We start from the raw sequence: 15,430 nt of genomic DNA on the forward strand, positions 1-15,430 counted from the left end.
CCCGGCCGGGCCTCACTGCCCCTGGTTGCGCAGCTCGGTGGCGAGCACGGCGGCCTGCGTGCGCCGCTCCATCCCCAGCTTCGTCAGCAACCGCGAAACGTAGTTCTTCACCGTCTTCTCGGCCAGGAACATCCGCTCGGAGATCTGCCGGTTGGTCAGCCCTTCGCCGATCAGCTCCAGCAGCTTCCGCTCCTGCTCCGACAGGTCGGCCAGCGGGCCCTTCTTCACCTGGCTGTCGCGCAGCTTCGCCATCAGGGCGGCGGCCGCGTGCGCGTCCAGCAGGGACTTGCCCGCGCCGACCTCGTGCACCGCCGAGACCAGGTCCATGCCCTTGATGTCCTTGATCACGAACCCGCTCGCCCCGGCCATCACCGCGTCCAGCATCGCCTGCTCGTCGGTGAACGAGGTCAGCATGAGGCACTTCAGCTCGGGCAGCTTGGACCGCAGTTCCCGGGCCAGCTCGATGCCGTTGCCGTCCGGCAGCCGCACGTCCAGCACCGCCACGTCGGGGTTCAGCGCCGGGATCCGCGCCAGCGCCTGCGACACGCTGCCCGCCTGCCCGACCACCGTCAGGTTCTCGTCTTCGTCCAGCAGATCGGCGACGCCACGACGCACTACCTCGTGGTCGTCGACCAGGAACACGCGAAGCATGGACAACCTCCCGGGAACGGTTCGACGGAGATCAGGGTACGACCACAGGGCCCGCGGGGGCAGGGACCCGAGACCGTCCGGGAAGTGACCAAGGACCCTCTCGCCGGGAGGCCCCCGGACCCGATGCTGCACCGGTCACCAGCGTCCGCGCGAGCAGGAGAACCGGATGAACGCCCTGGACCTCGCCCGATGGCAGTTCGGGATCACCACCGTCTACCACTTCCTCTTCGTCCCCCTGACCATCGGGCTGTCCTTCCTGGTCGCCGGGATGCAGACCGCGTGGGTGCGGACCGGGAACGACAAGTACCGCCGGATGACGAAGTTCTGGGGGAAGCTGTTCCTCATCAACTTCGCCATGGGCGTGGCGACCGGCATCGTGCAGGAGTTCCAGTTCGGGATGAACTGGTCGGACTACAGCACCTTCGTCGGCGACATCTTCGGCGCGCCGCTGGCCATCGAGGGCCTGCTGGCGTTCTTCCTCGAGTCGACGTTCCTCGGCCTGTGGATCTTCGGCTGGGACAAGCTGCCGAAGAAGCTGCACCTGGCCACCATCTGGCTCGCCTCGATCGGCACCCTGCTTTCGGCGTACTTCATCCTCGCCGCCAACTCCTGGATGCAGCACCCGGTCGGCTCCGCGGTCAACCCCGCGACCGGCCGCGCGGAGCTGAAGGACTTCGGCGCCGTGCTGACCAACTCGACCGCCGTCGGCGCCTTCGCGCACACCATCACCGCCTGCTTCCTCACCGCCGGCATGGTCGTCGTCGGGATCAGCGCCTGGCAGATCAAGCGGCAGCGCTCGGTCGACGTCTTCCGGCCGTCGATGAAGCTCGCCCTGGTCACCGTGCTGATCGCCAGCCTCGGCGTCATCGTCACCGGTGACCTGCAGGCGCGGCTGATGACCGAGCAGCAGCCGATGAAGATGGCCGCCGCCGAAGCGCTCTACGACACCGTCGCCCCCGCGTCGTTCTCGCTGTTCACCATCGGCTCGCTCGACGGCTCGCAGGAGAAGTTCAGCATCCGCGTGCCCGGCGTGCTCTCCTTCATGGCCACCGGCAGCTTCGACGGCCGGGTCGAGGGCGTCAACGACCTCCAGGCCGCCGAACAACGGCAGTACGGACCCGGCGAGTACCGGCCCGACATCCCGGTCGCCTACTGGACCTTCCGCCTGATGATCGGTTTCGGCTTCCTGTGCCTGCTGATCTCCCTGGCCGGGCTCTGGCTGTTCCGCCGCGGCCGCACCCCACGCGCCCCCTGGTTCTTCCCCGCCGCCACCCTCGGGATCGCCCTGCCCTTCCTGGCCAACAGCGTCGGCTGGATCTTCACCGAGCTGGGCCGCCAGCCCTGGTCGGTGTTCGGTGTCCTCAAGACCGCCGACTCGGTGTCGCCCACGGTGTCGGCCGGGAACGTGCTGACCTCGCTGATCGTGTTCACCGTCCTCTACGGCGTCCTCGCGGTCGTCGACGGTGTCCTGATGGTCCGCTACGCCAAGGCCGGTCCCCCGCCACCCGAGGCGCCCTCCGAAGACACCGATTCCGACGAGCCGCGCCCCGCGGCCTTCGCCTACTGACGCCGGAGCACCGCCATGGCCCTCACCGACATCTGGTTCCTGCTCATCGCGGTCCTCTGGACCGGCTACTTCGTCCTCGAAGGCTTCGACTTCGGCGTCGGCACGCTGCTGCGCGTCCTCGGCCACGACGACACCGACCGCCGCGTGCTGATCAACACCATCGGCCCGGTCTGGGACGGCAACGAGGTCTGGCTGCTCGTCGCCGGCGGCGCCACCTTCGCGGCGTTCCCGCTCTGGTACTCGAGCCTGTTCTCCGGCTTCTACCTGGCGCTGCTGCTCGTGCTCGTCGCGCTGATCCTGCGCGGGGTCGCGTTCGAGTTCCGGGGCAAGATCGACAGCCGGCGCTGGCGCGAGACCTGGGACTGGATCATCGTCTTCGCCTCCGCCGCGCCCGCGCTGCTGTGGGGCGTCGCGTTCGGCAACATCGTCCACGGCGTCCCCCTCGACGCCCAGCACCACTTCACCGGCACGTTCTTCACGCTGCTCAACCCATACGCGCTCCTCGGCGGGCTGGCCACGCTCAGCCTGTTCACCTTCCACGGCGCGGTGTTCCTCACCCTGCGGACGACCGACGCGCTGCGCGACCGCGCCCGGACGCTGAGCCGCGCGCTCGGCGGCGCCGCGATCGTGTTCGGCGGGGCGTTCCTCGCCTACACCGCGATCGAGCACGGCGGCTGGGCCTGGCCGACCTCGCTGGTCGCGGCGCTGCTGCTGGCCGCGGGCGTGCTGTTCGCCGCGGGCGAGCGGGACGGCCTGGCCTTCGCGAGCACGGCCGGCGCGATCATCGCGGTCACCGTCACGCTGTTCTGGTCGCTGTACCCGGACGTGCTGCCTTCGACGACCGACGCCGCGTTCAGCCTGACCACGACGAACGCGTCGTCGACGCCGTACACGCTGCGGATCATGACGTGGGTCGCGGTCGCGTTCACCCCGATCGTGCTGGCCTACCAGGCCTGGACGTACTGGGTGTTCCGCAAGCGGATCAGCCGCGCCTCGATCCCCGCCGGCGGCGGCCTGCCCGCGGGCCGCCGGTGAAGCCCCTCGACCCGCGGCTGCTGCGCCACGCGAGCGCGGTCCGGCCGTTCGTCCTGGCCTGCGCCGCGCTGGGCGTGCTCACCGCGATGCTGGTGCTCGCCCAGGCGGAACTGCTGGCGAAGACGATCACCTGGGCGTTCCTCGACGGTCTCGGCGTCCGGAACCTGCTGGTGCCGCTGGGGATGCTCCTGCTGGTCGTGCTCGCCCGGGCCGGCCTGAGCTGGCTCGCGGAGACGACCGCGCACCGCGCCGCCGCCCGGGCCCTTTCCCAGCTGCGGGAGACCGTCGTCGCGGCCGCGCTGCGGATCGGGCCGCGCCGCGCGGAACGGTCCCCCGCCGAGGTCGCCGCCCTGGCCACCCACGGCGTCGACCGGCTGGAGGGCTACTTCTCGCGGTACCTGCCGCAGCTGCTGATCGCGGCGGTGGTCCCGCTCGTCGTGGGCGCGCGGATCCTGCTCGCCGACTGGGTCGCCGCGGTCACCATCGGCGTGACGGTGCCGCTCATCCCGGTCTTCATGATTCTCATCGGGCGCTACACCGAGCGCGACGTCCGGCGTCAGTGGAAGACGCTTTCGCTGCTGGGCGACCACTTCCTCGACCTCGTCGCCGGGCTGGCCGAGCTGACGGCGTTCGGCCGCGCGCGGGCGCAGATCCGGTCGCTGCGGGAGATCACCGGCGCGTACCGCACGCACACCATGCGGACCCTGCGCGTCGCGTTCCTGTCCGCGCTCGCACTGGAACTGCTGGCCACCCTGTCGGTCGCGCTCGTCGCGGTGTCGATCGGGCTGCGGCTGCTCGCCGGCGGGCTCGACCTGCGGACCGCGCTGGTCGTGCTGATCCTCGCCCCCGAGGTCTACCTGCCGCTGCGCGCGGTCGGCGCCCGGTTCCACGACAGCGCCGAAGGCCTCGCCGCCGCCGAAGAGATCATCGCGCTCGCCGAGACGCCGTCCGGCGACCACGGCACCGGCGTGGTGCCCGACCTGACGCGCACCGCGCTGCGCTGCGAAGACGTCACGGTCGAGGGCCGGTCCGGGCCCGTCCTCGACGGGTTCGGCCTGCGCCTGCCGCCGGGCGAGGTCGTCGGGGTCACCGGGCCCAGCGGGGCGGGCAAGTCGACGCTGCTCGACCTCCTGCTCGGCTGGCGCCGGCCCGACCGCGGCCGGATCCTCGTCGGCGGCACGGACCTCGCCGGCATCGGCCGGGCCACCTGGCACCGGCACGTGGCCTGGGTGCCGCAACAGCCCCACCTGGTCGCCGGGACCGTGGCCGAGAACATCCGGCTGGGCCTGCCCGACGCCACCGACGACGCCGTGCTCGCCGCCGCCGACACCGCGGCCCTCGACGTCGGACTGTCCACTGTGGTCGGTGAGCTGGGCGCCGGGCTGTCGACCGGGCAGCGCCGCCGCGTCGCGCTGGCCAGGGCGGTGCTGCTGGACCGGCCCCTGATCCTGCTGGACGAACCGACCGAGGGCGTCGACGCGGAAACCGAGGCCGCCATCCTCGAGCGGCTGCCGAAGGTGCTCGCCGGACGGACCGCGGTCATCGTCAGCCACCACCCGGCGGTGCTGGCCCGCTGCGACCGCGTGATCTCCCTGGGCGAGCCGGTCGCCGGTCCCACGCCGGCCGCCACGGTGCCCCCACGGCCGATCTCCCGGCCGGTCGCGCCGGCCGTCACCGAGCCCACCGGGTCCACTGTGTCCACTGTGTCCACTGGGTCCACTGTGGACGTCCCGAGATGGCGGCCGCTGCGCGAGGCGGTCCGGCCCCACCGGTTCCGGCTGGCGCTGGCCTGCCTGGCCGCGACGGCCGCGCTGGGCTGCGGGGTCGCCCTCACGGCGACGTCGTCGTGGCTGATCGCGAGCGCGGCCCTGCACCCGCCGGTGCTGAGCCTGATGGTGGCGATCGTCGCGGTGCGGACGTTCGGCCTGGCCAAGGGGATCTTCCGCTACGTCGAGCGGCTGCTGTCCCACGACGCCGCCCTGCGCGCGCTGGCCGGGCTGCGGGTGCGGGTGTGGGCGCAGCTGGTCCGGATCGGCCCGGCGGGTACCGCGCGGCTGCGCCGCGGCGACCTCCTGCACCGGCTGGTGTCCGATGTGGACAGCCAGCAGGACGTCCTGGTCCGCGGCCTGGTCCCGGGGGTTTCGACGTTCCTGGTCCTGTCGGCGACCGCCGTCACCCTCGGCATCGTCCTGCCCGCCGCCGGTCTCGCCGCGGCGCTCGGGCTGGCCGTGGCCGGCGTCGTGGCACCGGTCACCGCCGCCGTGGCGGCTCGCCGGGCGCAGCGCGAAACGGCCCGGCTGCGCGCGGGCCTGACCGCGGGGACGGTCGAGCTGCTGCAGGCGTCGGCGGACCTGATCACCCACGACGCCGCCACCCGCCGGCACGGCGGGCTGCGCGAACTCGACTCCGCCCTGACCGCCCTCCAGCGCCGGTCGGCGGCCTGGCGCGGCCTGGGTGGCGGGCTCGCCACGCTGGGCGTCGGGCTGACGTCGGTCACGTGCCTGGTGCTGGGCATCCTGGCGGCGGTCCCCGGTCCCGCGCTGGCCGTGCTCGCGCTGACCCCGCTGGCGACGGCCGAGCTGGTGGCCGGGCTGCCGGAGGCGGCCCAGCGGCTGCTCGGCGCGTCGGGTTCGGCGCGCCGGCTCGCCGAGCTGGACGCCCTGCCCGCACCGCACAGCCCCGCCACCGCGCTCGCGCCCGCCGCGACCGAACTGGCGGCCGAGCACCTGGCGGTCCGCTGGCCGGGTGCCCCGGCCGACGCGGTCCGGGAGGTGGACCTCGGCATCGGCTACGGGCGCCGGATCGCGCTGACGGGCCGCTCGGGGGCGGGCAAGAGCACGGTGCTCGCGGCGCTGATGCGCTACCTGGACCCGTCGGCGGGCCGGGTCCGGCTCGACGACACCGACACCCTCGGCTACGACGGGGATTCGGTGCGGGAGCAGATCGCCTGGTGCGGCCCGGAGACCCACCTGTTCGACAGCACGCTGCGGGAGAACCTCCGCCTGGCGCGGCCGTCGGCGGACGACGCCGGCCTGCGGGCGGCGCTGGAGCTGGCCCAGCTGGGGCCGTGGCTGTCCGGGCTGCCGGACGGCCTCGACACGCGGCTGGGCGCCCACGGAACCCCGGTGTCGGGCGGCGAACGCCAGCGCATCGGGGTGGCCAGGGCGGTGTTGTCGGAGCGGCCGATCCTGCTCCTGGACGAGCCGACGGCCCACTTGGACGCCCCCACGGCGGCGGCGCTGGCCACGGACGTCCTGTCGGCGACCGAAGGCCGGTCGGCGCTGGTGGTCACCCACCGGCCGGCGGAGTTCGCCGGGCTCCCGGTGCTGGCCCTGACCGACACCAGCACGGCTCGGTAGCCGACGTGGACGAGCTGCCCGGCGCCGGCGGCGGGCATCCGCGCCGGTGACCATCGGCCCGCCGAGCCGGGCCGGAGGACTCTGGACCGCCCTTCGCGCCCGCCGGGAAGCTGCCGGTATGAGGACCTACGAAATCCAGCTCCGGAACCGGAACGAGCAGCCGACCGCGGTGGCCGAGGCGTCCCTGGACGTCTCGGAGATCGGTCCCTGGCTCGGCCGGCAGTACGGCGCGGTCGCCGAAGTCCTGGCCGCCCAGGGCTCGGCGCCGGCCGGCCCGCCGTTCGCGCGGTACCACCACGAGTCCGAAGGCCGCTTCCGCGTCGAAGCGGGGTTCCCGGTCGCCACCGCGATCGCCCCCGCCCGCGGCGTCCACCCGTCGACGCTCCCCGGCGGCCCCGTCGTCGAGACGGTCCACGCCGGCTCGTACGACGTCATCGAGCCCGCCTACGGCGCTCTCGCGTGCTGGGTGCACGAGCACGACGGCGAGCTCGCCGGTGCGGCGTGGGAGGTCTACCTGACGTCTCCGGAAGCGCAGCCGGACCCCGGCGCTTGGCGGACCGAGGTCGTCCAGCCGTACCGGATCCACTGAGCGCGTTCACCCCTCCCGCGAGCCGGAGCCAGCACGTGGCTTCGGCTTGCCGGTGAAGGTGATGTCGCCTTCCGCGCGCAGGCGTTCGACCATGTGCGGGTAGTGCAGCTCGAACGCGGGCCGCTCGGAGCGGATGCGGGGCAGCTCGGTGAAGTTGTGCCGCGGCGGCGGGCAGGACGTCGCCCACTCGAGGGAATTGCCATAGCCCCACGGGTCGTCCACCGTGACGATCTCGCCGTACCGGTAGCTCTTCACGACGTTCCACAGGAACGGCAGGACCGAGGCGCCGAGGATGTACGCGCCGACCGTGGAGATCGTGTTCAGCGTGGTGAAGCCGTCGCTGGTCAGGTAGTCCGCGTAGCGGCGCGGCATACCCTCGTTGCCCAGCCAGTGCTGGACGAGGAACGTGGTGTGGAAGCCGAGGAACGTGGTCCAGAAGTGCCAGCGGGCCAGGCGTTCGTCGAGCATCCGGCCGGTGATCTTCGGGAACCAGAAGTAGATGCCGGCGAAGGTGGCGAACACGATCGTGCCGTAGAGCACGTAGTGGAAGTGCGCGACGACGAAGTAGGTGTCGGACACGTGGAAGTCGATCACCGGCGCGGCCAGCAGCACCCCGGAGAGACCGCCGAAGAGGAAGGTGACCAGGAACCCGGCGGAGAACAGCATCGGGGACTCGAAGCTCAGCTGTCCTTTCCACATCGTGCCGATCCAGTTGAAGAACTTCACCCCGGTGGGCACGGCGACCAGGAAGGTCATGAAGGAGAAGAACGGCAGCAGCACGGCGCCGGTGGCGTACATGTGGTGCGCCCACACCGCGACCGACAGCGCGGCGATGGACAGCGTCGCCCACACCAGGCTCCGGTAGCCGAAGAGGGGTTTCCGGCTGAACACCGGCAGGATTTCGGAGACGACGCCGAAGAAGGGCAGGGCGAGGATGTAGACCTCGGGGTGGCCGAAGAACCAGAACAGGTGCTGCCACAGCACGGTTCCACCGTTGGCCGGGTCGAAGACGTGCGCGCCGATGAGCCGGTCGGCGAGCAGGCCGAACCCGGCCGCGGTGAGGATCGGGAAGACGATCAGCACCAGGATGCTGGTGACCAGGATGTTCCAGGTGAAGATCGGCATCCGCCACATCGTCATGCCGGGCGCGCGCAGGCAGACCACGGTCGTGACCATGTTGACCGCGCCCAGGATGGTGCCCAGGCCGCCGACGGCGACGCCGACGATCCAGAGGTTGGCCCCGACGCCGGGTGAGTGGATGGCGTTCGACAGCGGGGTGTAGGCGAACCAGCCGAAGTCGGCGGCGCCGCCGGGGACGAGGAACCCGGACAGCATGAGCAGCCCGCCGAAGAGGAACAGCCAGAAGGAGAACGCGTTCAGCCGCGGGAACGCCACGTCCGGCGAGCCGATCTGCAGCGGCAGGACGAAGTTGGCGAAGCCGAAGACGCTGGGGGTGGCGTAGAGCAGGAGCATGACCGTGCCGTGCATGGTGAACAGCTGGTTGTACTGCTCCTGGGACAGGAACTGCAGGCCGGGCCGGGCGAGCTCGGAGCGGATCAGCATGGCCATCGCGCCGCCGATCAGGAAGAACCCGAAGGTGGCGACCAGGTACATCACGCCGATCTGCTTGTGGTCGGTGGTGTGGAAAACGTGCAGCAGCCACGCGCCTTTGCGCCGGCGGCGCGCCGGGAACTCGCTGAGGACGATCGGCTTCGGTACGGTCGCCGCCACGAACGCTCCTGTCTCCGGTGGGTGAGCCGGGCACAGTGGATCGTGAACGCCGTCGCCGCGTTTAGGGACGAAAGTCCTCACGGCCGTGGCCGAAGTCCTCCGCTCCGGCGGAGTGGGCCCCCGGGCGCCGGTGGGCCGAGCCCACCGGCCCGGACCGGTCGCCGGCACCGGCCGAGCCCCCTCCGGTCGGGCGGGCCCGCGAACCCCGGGCGCCGGTGCGCCGAGACCCCTCCGGCTGGGCAGGCGCGAACCACAAGCACCGGCGCGCCCAAGCGAAGCCCAGGCACCGGCGCCCGCCGGTCCCGGGTCGGGTGGCCCGGTCCGGCCGCCGGGATGCGCGCGCCACCACCGGCCCCATTGCGCCGTCCGGCGGATCGGCGGCCGCCGGATGGCGTGAAAGTCCGCGAACGTGGGTAGCCGGTTCTTCAGGTTCCGCCTTCGGCGCGCAGGAGGCGGGGACCGAGGCTCCGCCGGTCCAGCACCGTGGGCCGGCGGAGCCGCCGCGCGGGGGGGCGGTGGATCGGTGCCCGGGCGGGCGCCGAAAGGGAGGCCGGCGCGGGCCAGGCGCGCGACGAGACCGGCGGCCACGAGACCAGCCCTACGAAATCGGCACCCACCAGGACAGCTCGCGCTCGCGCACCTCCGACACCCCGCCGCGCCGGCGGGCCAAGGCGGCGAGGTGGGCCAGCTCCTCCTCCGGTGTCGCGCCGAGCGGGGTGCCGTCGTGGACCAGGACCACGCTCAGCCGCTCCTCGCCGGAGCGGACCGCCACCCGGACCGATCCCGCGCCCGCGTGGCGGGCCACCAGCGCCAGCCCCTCCCGCAACGCCGTGACCAGCTCGTCGGCCAAGCCCTCCGAGGCGATCGCGTCCAGCTTGCCGGAGAACTCCGTCGACGCCGTGAGGCCGTATTCCGCGCCCGCCTCCGACAGCACCTCCAGCACCCGGTCGTGGACGCTGGCCGTGCCGCGGGGCAGCACGTCGTCCAGCTCGAAGACCGTGTCGCGGATCCGGGTGATCACCGCGTCGAGGTCCGCGATCGCCGTGCGCACCCGGCGGGCGACCACCTCCGAGCGGGCCGCTCCCGCCGTCGTCTGCAGCGAAAGGCCGATCGCGTACAGCCGCTGGACCACGTCGCTGTGCAGCTCCGCCGCGATCCGGTCGCGCTCGTCGTAGAGCTCGTTGCGCTGCTGTTCGGCGCGGGCGTCGGCCAGCTCGATCGCGACCGACGCCTGGCTCGCGAACCCGGCCGCCATCTCGAGGTCGTCGCTGGTGAACCCCGGCCTGCCGATCTTCCGGGCCGCCGTGAGCACCCCGTTCACCTCACCGCCCCCGGTCAGCGGAACCACCAGCACCGCGTCGAGGTCGGCGCGCAGCGGGACGGCCGCGTCGGACCGGGCCTGCCGGTCGAGCCACGACCCCAGCAGCGGGGCCCCGGTGGTGAAGACCTGCCCCGACATCGTGCCGGCGGGCTCGAGCACCGTTCCGGCCAGGTCCTCGGCTCCCAGGCCGACGGCGACTTCGATGCGCAGCCGCTCGCCGTCGGGGCGCACCACGGTGACCACGTCGGCGTCGGCGAGGTCGAGCGTGTGCTCGGCGATCAGCTCGAGCGGCCGCCCGGACCGGGTCGCGAGCAGCTCGCGCATGATCGCCCCCGACGCCCCCAGCCACTCCTGCTGCTTGCGCGCGGTCTCGTAGAGCCGCGCGTTGTCGATCGCCTGCCCCGCGGTCGCGGCCAGCGCCAGCGCCAGCTGCTCGTCGTCCGCGGTGAACTCGCCGTGCCGGCACTCGGTGAGGTAGAGGTTGCCGAACACGACCCCGCGCACCCGGATCGGCACGCCGAGGAAGCTGCGCATCGGCGGGTGCTCGGCGGGGAACCCGGACGAGCGCGGGTCGTCGGTGATGTTCGCGAGCCGGATCGGGCGCGGGTCCTCCACGACGGCCCCGAGCAGGCCTTTCCCTTCGGGCAGCTGCCCGACCCGCGCCACGGTCTCGTCGTCCATCCCGACGTGGACGAACTCGGCGAGCTGCCCGTCGGCGCCGATCACGCCGAGCGCCGCGTACCGCGCGCCCAGCAGTTCGCGGGCCGCCTCCACGATCCGGCGCAGCAGCGTCGGCAGGGCGAGGTCGCCGGTCACCTCCTGGCTCGCCCGCAACAGGCCGCGCAGCCGGCCCTGGGTGCCCATGACCTCCCGGGCCCGCTCCACGAGCTGACCCAGCAACTGGTCCAGTTCCATCCGCGGCAGGTCCGGGAACGTCAGCCGGTCCTGCTCCTCACCCGACGAGCTCACGCGAAACAGTGTCCCGCTCCCGGCCGGACCCCGGTCAAGCCGTGGTGCACGTCGTTTCGGTAAATGGTTCACGGAGCCGGTCAGGAGATTCTGCCCACCGCGTACCAGGTACGCCGCCCCAATCGTTGCACGGCCGATGCGAGGTGGCCGGCTCCGCGGTGAAGCTCGCGATCGCCCGCCGGTACGCGTGTTCCGCGGTGTCCAAAGAGGACACCGCCGCGCGGGCGATCGGCCGCAGGCAGCAGCGCGGCGCCCGGGGTGGCCGCGCGGGTCGTGACCGGCGCGGCCACCGAGTTCGCCGAGTCGTGGAGCCCGTTGGCGAAGTCGAAGACCAGGGTGATCGCGAGCGCCTCAGCCCTCCCAGGTCCAGTCGCGCACCTCGGGCAGGTCCTCGCCGTGGGCCCGGATCCACCGGCGGTGCCGGCCCTGGGCCTCGGTCATCCGCTGCCGCAGCACGCCCGCCGTCGCCGCGAGTCCCGGGACCCGGTCGATCACGTCGATCACCAGCTGGAACCGGTCCAGGTGGTTGAGCACCAGCATGTCGAACGGCGTGGTCGTCGTGCCGTGCTCGGTGTAGCCGCGCACGTGGAGGTCGTGGTGGCCGGTGCGGCGGTAGGCCAGCCGGTGGATCAGCCACGGGTACCCGTGGTAGGCGAAGATCACCGGCCGGTCCGGGGTGAACAGCGCGTCGAACTCCCGGTCCGAGAGCCCGTGGGGGTGCTCGTCGGCCGGCTGCAGGCGCATCAGGTCGACGACGTTGACCACGCGCACGGCGAGCGACGGCAGCTCCGCCCGCAGGATCTTCGCGGCGGCCAGGACTTCCAGCGTCGGGGCGTCGCCCGCGCACGCGAGGACGACGTCGGGTTCCCGGTCGGTCCCGGTGCTCGCCCACTCCCAGATGCTCACCCCGCGAGCGCAGTGCAGCGCCGCCTGCTCGGCGTCGAGCCAGTCGGGCGTGTCGTTCTTCCCCGCCACCACCACGTTCACGTAGTCGCGGCTGCGCAGGCAGTGCGCCGCGACCTCGAGCAGCGTGTTGGTGTCCGGCGGGAAGTAGACGCGCACGACCTCGGAGCTCTTGTTCGCCACGTGGTCGACGAACCCGGGGTCCTGGTGGGAGAACCCGTTGTGGTCCTGCCGCCACACGTGGGAGGTCAGCAGGTAGTTCAGCGACGCGACCGGGCGCCGCCACGGGATCTGCCGGTGCACCCGCAGCCACTTGATGTGCTGGTTCACCATCGAGTCGACGATGTGCACGAACGCCTCGTAGCACGAGAAGAGCCCGTGCCGCCCCGACAGCAGGTAGCCCTCGAGCCAGCCCTGGCACAGGTGCTCCGACAGCACTTCCAGCACGCGCCCGTCCGGGGCCAGGTGCTCGTCGACCGGCTCGACCGCCGCCTGCCACTCCTTCTCCGTGACGTCGTAGACCGCGTCGAGCCGGTTGGACGCCGTCTCGTCGGGGCCGAAGAGGCGGAAGTTCGCCCGGTCGGCGTTGAGCGCGAAGACGTCCCGCAGGAACCGGCCCAGCACGCGGGTCGGCTCGGCCCGCGTGGCACCCGGCGAGGCGACCGGCACGGCGTGGGACGCGGTGTCCGGCAGCGTGAGCGGGCGCAGCAGCACGCCGCCGTTGGCGTGCGGGTTCGCGCCCATCCGCCGCTCCCCCGCCGGGATCATCGCGGTGACGTCGGCGACCGGGCGGCCGGCCTCGTCGAACAGCTCCGCGGGCCGGTACGACAGCAGCCAGTCTTCCAGCTGCTTCAGGTGGCCCTGGTCGTGCCGGACCTCGGCCAGCGGCACCTGGTGCGCCCGCCAGGTGCCTTCGACCGGTTTGCCGTCCACGACGGACGGTCCGGTCCAGCCCTTGGGGCTGCGCAGCACGATCATCGGCCACACCCCGCGGCGCTCGGCGAGGGTGGCGACCGCCGAGTCGAGCGCGGCGGCCATCGCCTGGTGCATCGGCTCGGGGTCGCTGCCCTCGACGTAGAGCGGCTCGTAGCCGTACCCGCGCAGCAGCGCGTCCAGCTCGGCCGGCGGGATCCGCGACAGCACGGTCGGGTTGGCGATCTTGTAGCCGTTGAGGTGCAGGATCGGCAGCACGGCGCCGTCGCGGACCGGGTCGAGGAACTTGTTGGCGTGCCACGACGTCGCGAGCGGGCCGGTCTCGGCCTCGCCGTCCCCGACCACGCACGCGACCAGGAGGCCGGGGTTGTCGAACGCGGCGCCGAAGGCGTGCGCGAGCGAGTAGCCCAGCTCGCCGCCTTCGTGGATCGAGCCCGGCACCTGCGGCGCCACGTGGCTGGGGACCCCGCCGGGGAAGGAGAACTGCTTGAACAGCTCCGCCATCCCGGCGGCGTCCCGGGTCACTTCGGGCCAGGCTTCGGTGTAGCTGCCTTCCAGCCACGTGTTCGCCAGCAGGGCGGGGCCGCCGTGGCCGGGACCGGTGACGAGCATGGCGTTCAGGTCGTGGGCCAGGATCGCGCGGTTGAGGTGGGCGTAGACGAAGTTGAGGCCGGGTGAGGTCCCCCAGTGGCCGAGCAGCCGCGGCTTGACGTCCTCGGGGCGCAGCGGATCGCGCAGCAGCGGGTTCGCCATCAGGTAGATCTGGCCCGCGGAAAGGTAGTTCGCCGCTCGCCAGAGGGCATCCACCTGGGCAAGCTCGGTTTCGCCGAGCACGGCCGGGCGGGCGTCGACGGCGGTCACGCCTTCTTCTCCGGGCGGACCACGAGCACCGGGCACCCGGCGTGCTGGACCAGGGCCTGGCTCGTGGAGCCGAGCAGCATGCCCGAGAAGCCGCCGCGGCCGCGGCTGCCGACGACGACGAGCTGGGCGTCCGCGCAGGCGTCCAGCAGCGCGTGCCGCGGCCGGTCGCGCACGAGCACCCGGCGGATCTCGACGTCGGGGTACTTCTCCTGCCAGCCCGCGAGCCGCTGGGTCAGCAGCCGGTCTTCGTCCTGCTCGAGGGTTTCCGGCTGGGTCAGGATCCGGGCGGTGCCGCGGGTGTCTTCGTAGGTGATGTCGTTCCACGCGTGCACCGCGACGAGCGGCACGCCGCGCAGCGACGCCTCTTCGAACGCGACGGCGATGGCCGGCTCGCTGTTCGGGCCGCCGTCGATGCCGACCGCGACCGGACCGGTGTCCGGGATGGTCGTCGTGCCGTCGCGGCCGCGGACGACGGCGACGGGGCAGTGCGCGTGACTGGCGACCGAGGCCGCCGTGCCGCCGATCAGCATCCCGGCGAACCCGCCGGTGCCGGTGTGGCCGACGACGAGCATCCGGGCGTGCCGGGACTCGTCGATCAGCAGCGGTACCGGCGGCTCGTTGGGCACCTCGGTCGTGATGACCAGCTCCCGGTCGACCGACGCGGCGAGGCTGCGGGCGTCGGTGACCGCGCGCTGCCCGTCGGCCACGACCGCGTCGTACAGCTGCTCCGCGCCGACGCCGGTCAGGCCGCCACCGTAGTAGAGGCCCGCGACCTGGAGTCCGTGCACGATCCTGAGTTCGAGGTGCCGCCGGGAGGCGATCTTCGCGGCCCAGGTGACGGCGGCGGCCGAACCCGCCGAGCCGTCCACGCCCACGGTGATCCTCGGGTCGATGGCGGTCATCGTGTCTGCTCCTCACCCGCGTACGCGGTTTCGGCGGCGACGACGCCCGGCACGGCGAGCGCCAGCAACTGGGCGACGTGCCGGTCGGTGTCGTCGTCGAACTGGTCGGTGATGTGGACGAACCCGTCGCGGACCTCGACCCGCCAGCGGCCACCGCCGCCGTAGATCTCCAAGCGGTGCTTGACGTCCCTGGCGATCTCGGCGTCCTCCCGCGCGAGCACGCGGACGACGTCGCCGCGGGTGACGATGCCGACGACGGCCGAGCCGTCGACGATCGGCATCGCGCGGATCCGGGCGTCCACCAGCGCCTGGCAGAGGTCGGCGACGTCGGTGCCGCTGTCCATCGCGGTGACGGGGGTCGTCATGAGGTCGCCCACGGTCTTGCCGGCCGCGGATTCGCGGGGCTCGTGGACGTAGCGGGGGTCGGCCGGGATGCGGCCGCGGATCAGGTCGGCCTCGGTGACGATGCCGATCAGCCGGTCGTCGTCGTCCACCACGGGCAGTGCGGTGAAGCCGTGCGCGGACAGCAGTTCGGCCGCTTCCTTCGCGGACGTCCAGGGGTGCACGGTGATCACCGGCGCGGTCATCAGGTCGCGTGCTCGCATCGGG

General features: G+C 72.7%; 10 protein-coding genes. 4 read left to right on the forward strand and 6 right to left on the reverse strand.

All coding sequences use genetic code 11. The features are described from left to right. Window positions 1-12: 12 nt before the first annotated feature. Complete coding sequence (locus ACWEVP_RS20640; RefSeq protein ID WP_452064164.1) at window positions 13-651, reverse strand: response regulator transcription factor; 639 nt, start codon at window positions 649-651, stop codon at window positions 13-15. A 166-nt stretch (window positions 652-817) separates the two neighbouring features. On the opposite strand from ACWEVP_RS20640, the gene ACWEVP_RS20645 reads away from it, so the two are divergent. The 4 genes from ACWEVP_RS20645 (at window position 818) to ACWEVP_RS20660 (ending at window position 7,201) form a co-directional block, all read left to right on the forward strand. Further along, window positions 818-2,218 (forward strand): cytochrome ubiquinol oxidase subunit I, encoded by a 1,401-nt coding sequence (locus ACWEVP_RS20645; RefSeq protein WP_452064165.1) that lies wholly within the window; start codon window positions 818-820, stop codon window positions 2,216-2,218. Between the two features lie 15 nt (window positions 2,219-2,233). After that, window positions 2,234-3,253, forward strand: a complete 1,020-nt coding sequence (gene cydB, locus ACWEVP_RS20650; RefSeq protein ID WP_452064166.1) for a cytochrome d ubiquinol oxidase subunit II — start codon at window positions 2,234-2,236, stop codon at window positions 3,251-3,253. Then, window positions 3,250-6,612: a thiol reductant ABC exporter subunit CydD gene (gene cydD / locus ACWEVP_RS20655; protein WP_452064167.1), complete on the forward strand. Its 3,363-nt coding sequence runs from the start codon at window positions 3,250-3,252 to the stop codon at window positions 6,610-6,612. The genes cydB and cydD overlap by 4 nt, the downstream gene beginning before the upstream one ends. A gap of 118 nt (window positions 6,613-6,730) precedes the next feature. Next, entirely contained in the window at window positions 6,731-7,201 is a 471-nt protein-coding gene (locus tag ACWEVP_RS20660) for a GyrI-like domain-containing protein (protein WP_452064168.1), read from the forward strand. A gap of 6 nt (window positions 7,202-7,207) precedes the next feature. Here ACWEVP_RS20660 and ctaD read toward each other — a convergent pair whose 3' ends face one another. The 5 genes from ctaD to ACWEVP_RS20685 form a co-directional block, all read right to left on the reverse strand. Beyond that, a complete protein-coding gene (ctaD, locus tag ACWEVP_RS20665) occupies window positions 7,208-8,932 on the reverse strand; it encodes an aa3-type cytochrome oxidase subunit I (protein WP_452064169.1) in 1,725 nt (574 codons plus the stop codon). A gap of 598 nt (window positions 8,933-9,530) precedes the next feature. Continuing rightward, entirely contained in the window at window positions 9,531-11,222 is a 1,692-nt protein-coding gene (locus ACWEVP_RS20670; RefSeq protein ID WP_452064170.1) for a sensor histidine kinase, read from the reverse strand. A gap of 351 nt (window positions 11,223-11,573) precedes the next feature. Beyond that, on the reverse strand, window positions 11,574-13,919 hold the full coding sequence (locus tag ACWEVP_RS20675) for a phosphoketolase family protein (RefSeq protein ID WP_452064171.1): 2,346 nt from the start codon (window positions 13,917-13,919) through the stop codon (window positions 11,574-11,576). After that, a complete protein-coding gene (locus ACWEVP_RS20680; protein WP_452064172.1) occupies window positions 13,916-14,821 on the reverse strand; it encodes a universal stress protein in 906 nt (301 codons plus the stop codon). Before ACWEVP_RS20680 ends, ACWEVP_RS20675 begins: the two co-directional genes overlap by 4 nt. After that, window positions 14,818-15,426: a CBS domain-containing protein gene (locus ACWEVP_RS20685; protein WP_452064173.1), complete on the reverse strand. Its 609-nt coding sequence runs from the start codon at window positions 15,424-15,426 to the stop codon at window positions 14,818-14,820. Before ACWEVP_RS20685 ends, ACWEVP_RS20680 begins: the two co-directional genes overlap by 4 nt. Window positions 15,427-15,430 lie beyond the last annotated feature (4 nt).

This window comes from Amycolatopsis sp. NPDC003865, from assembly GCF_053605345.1.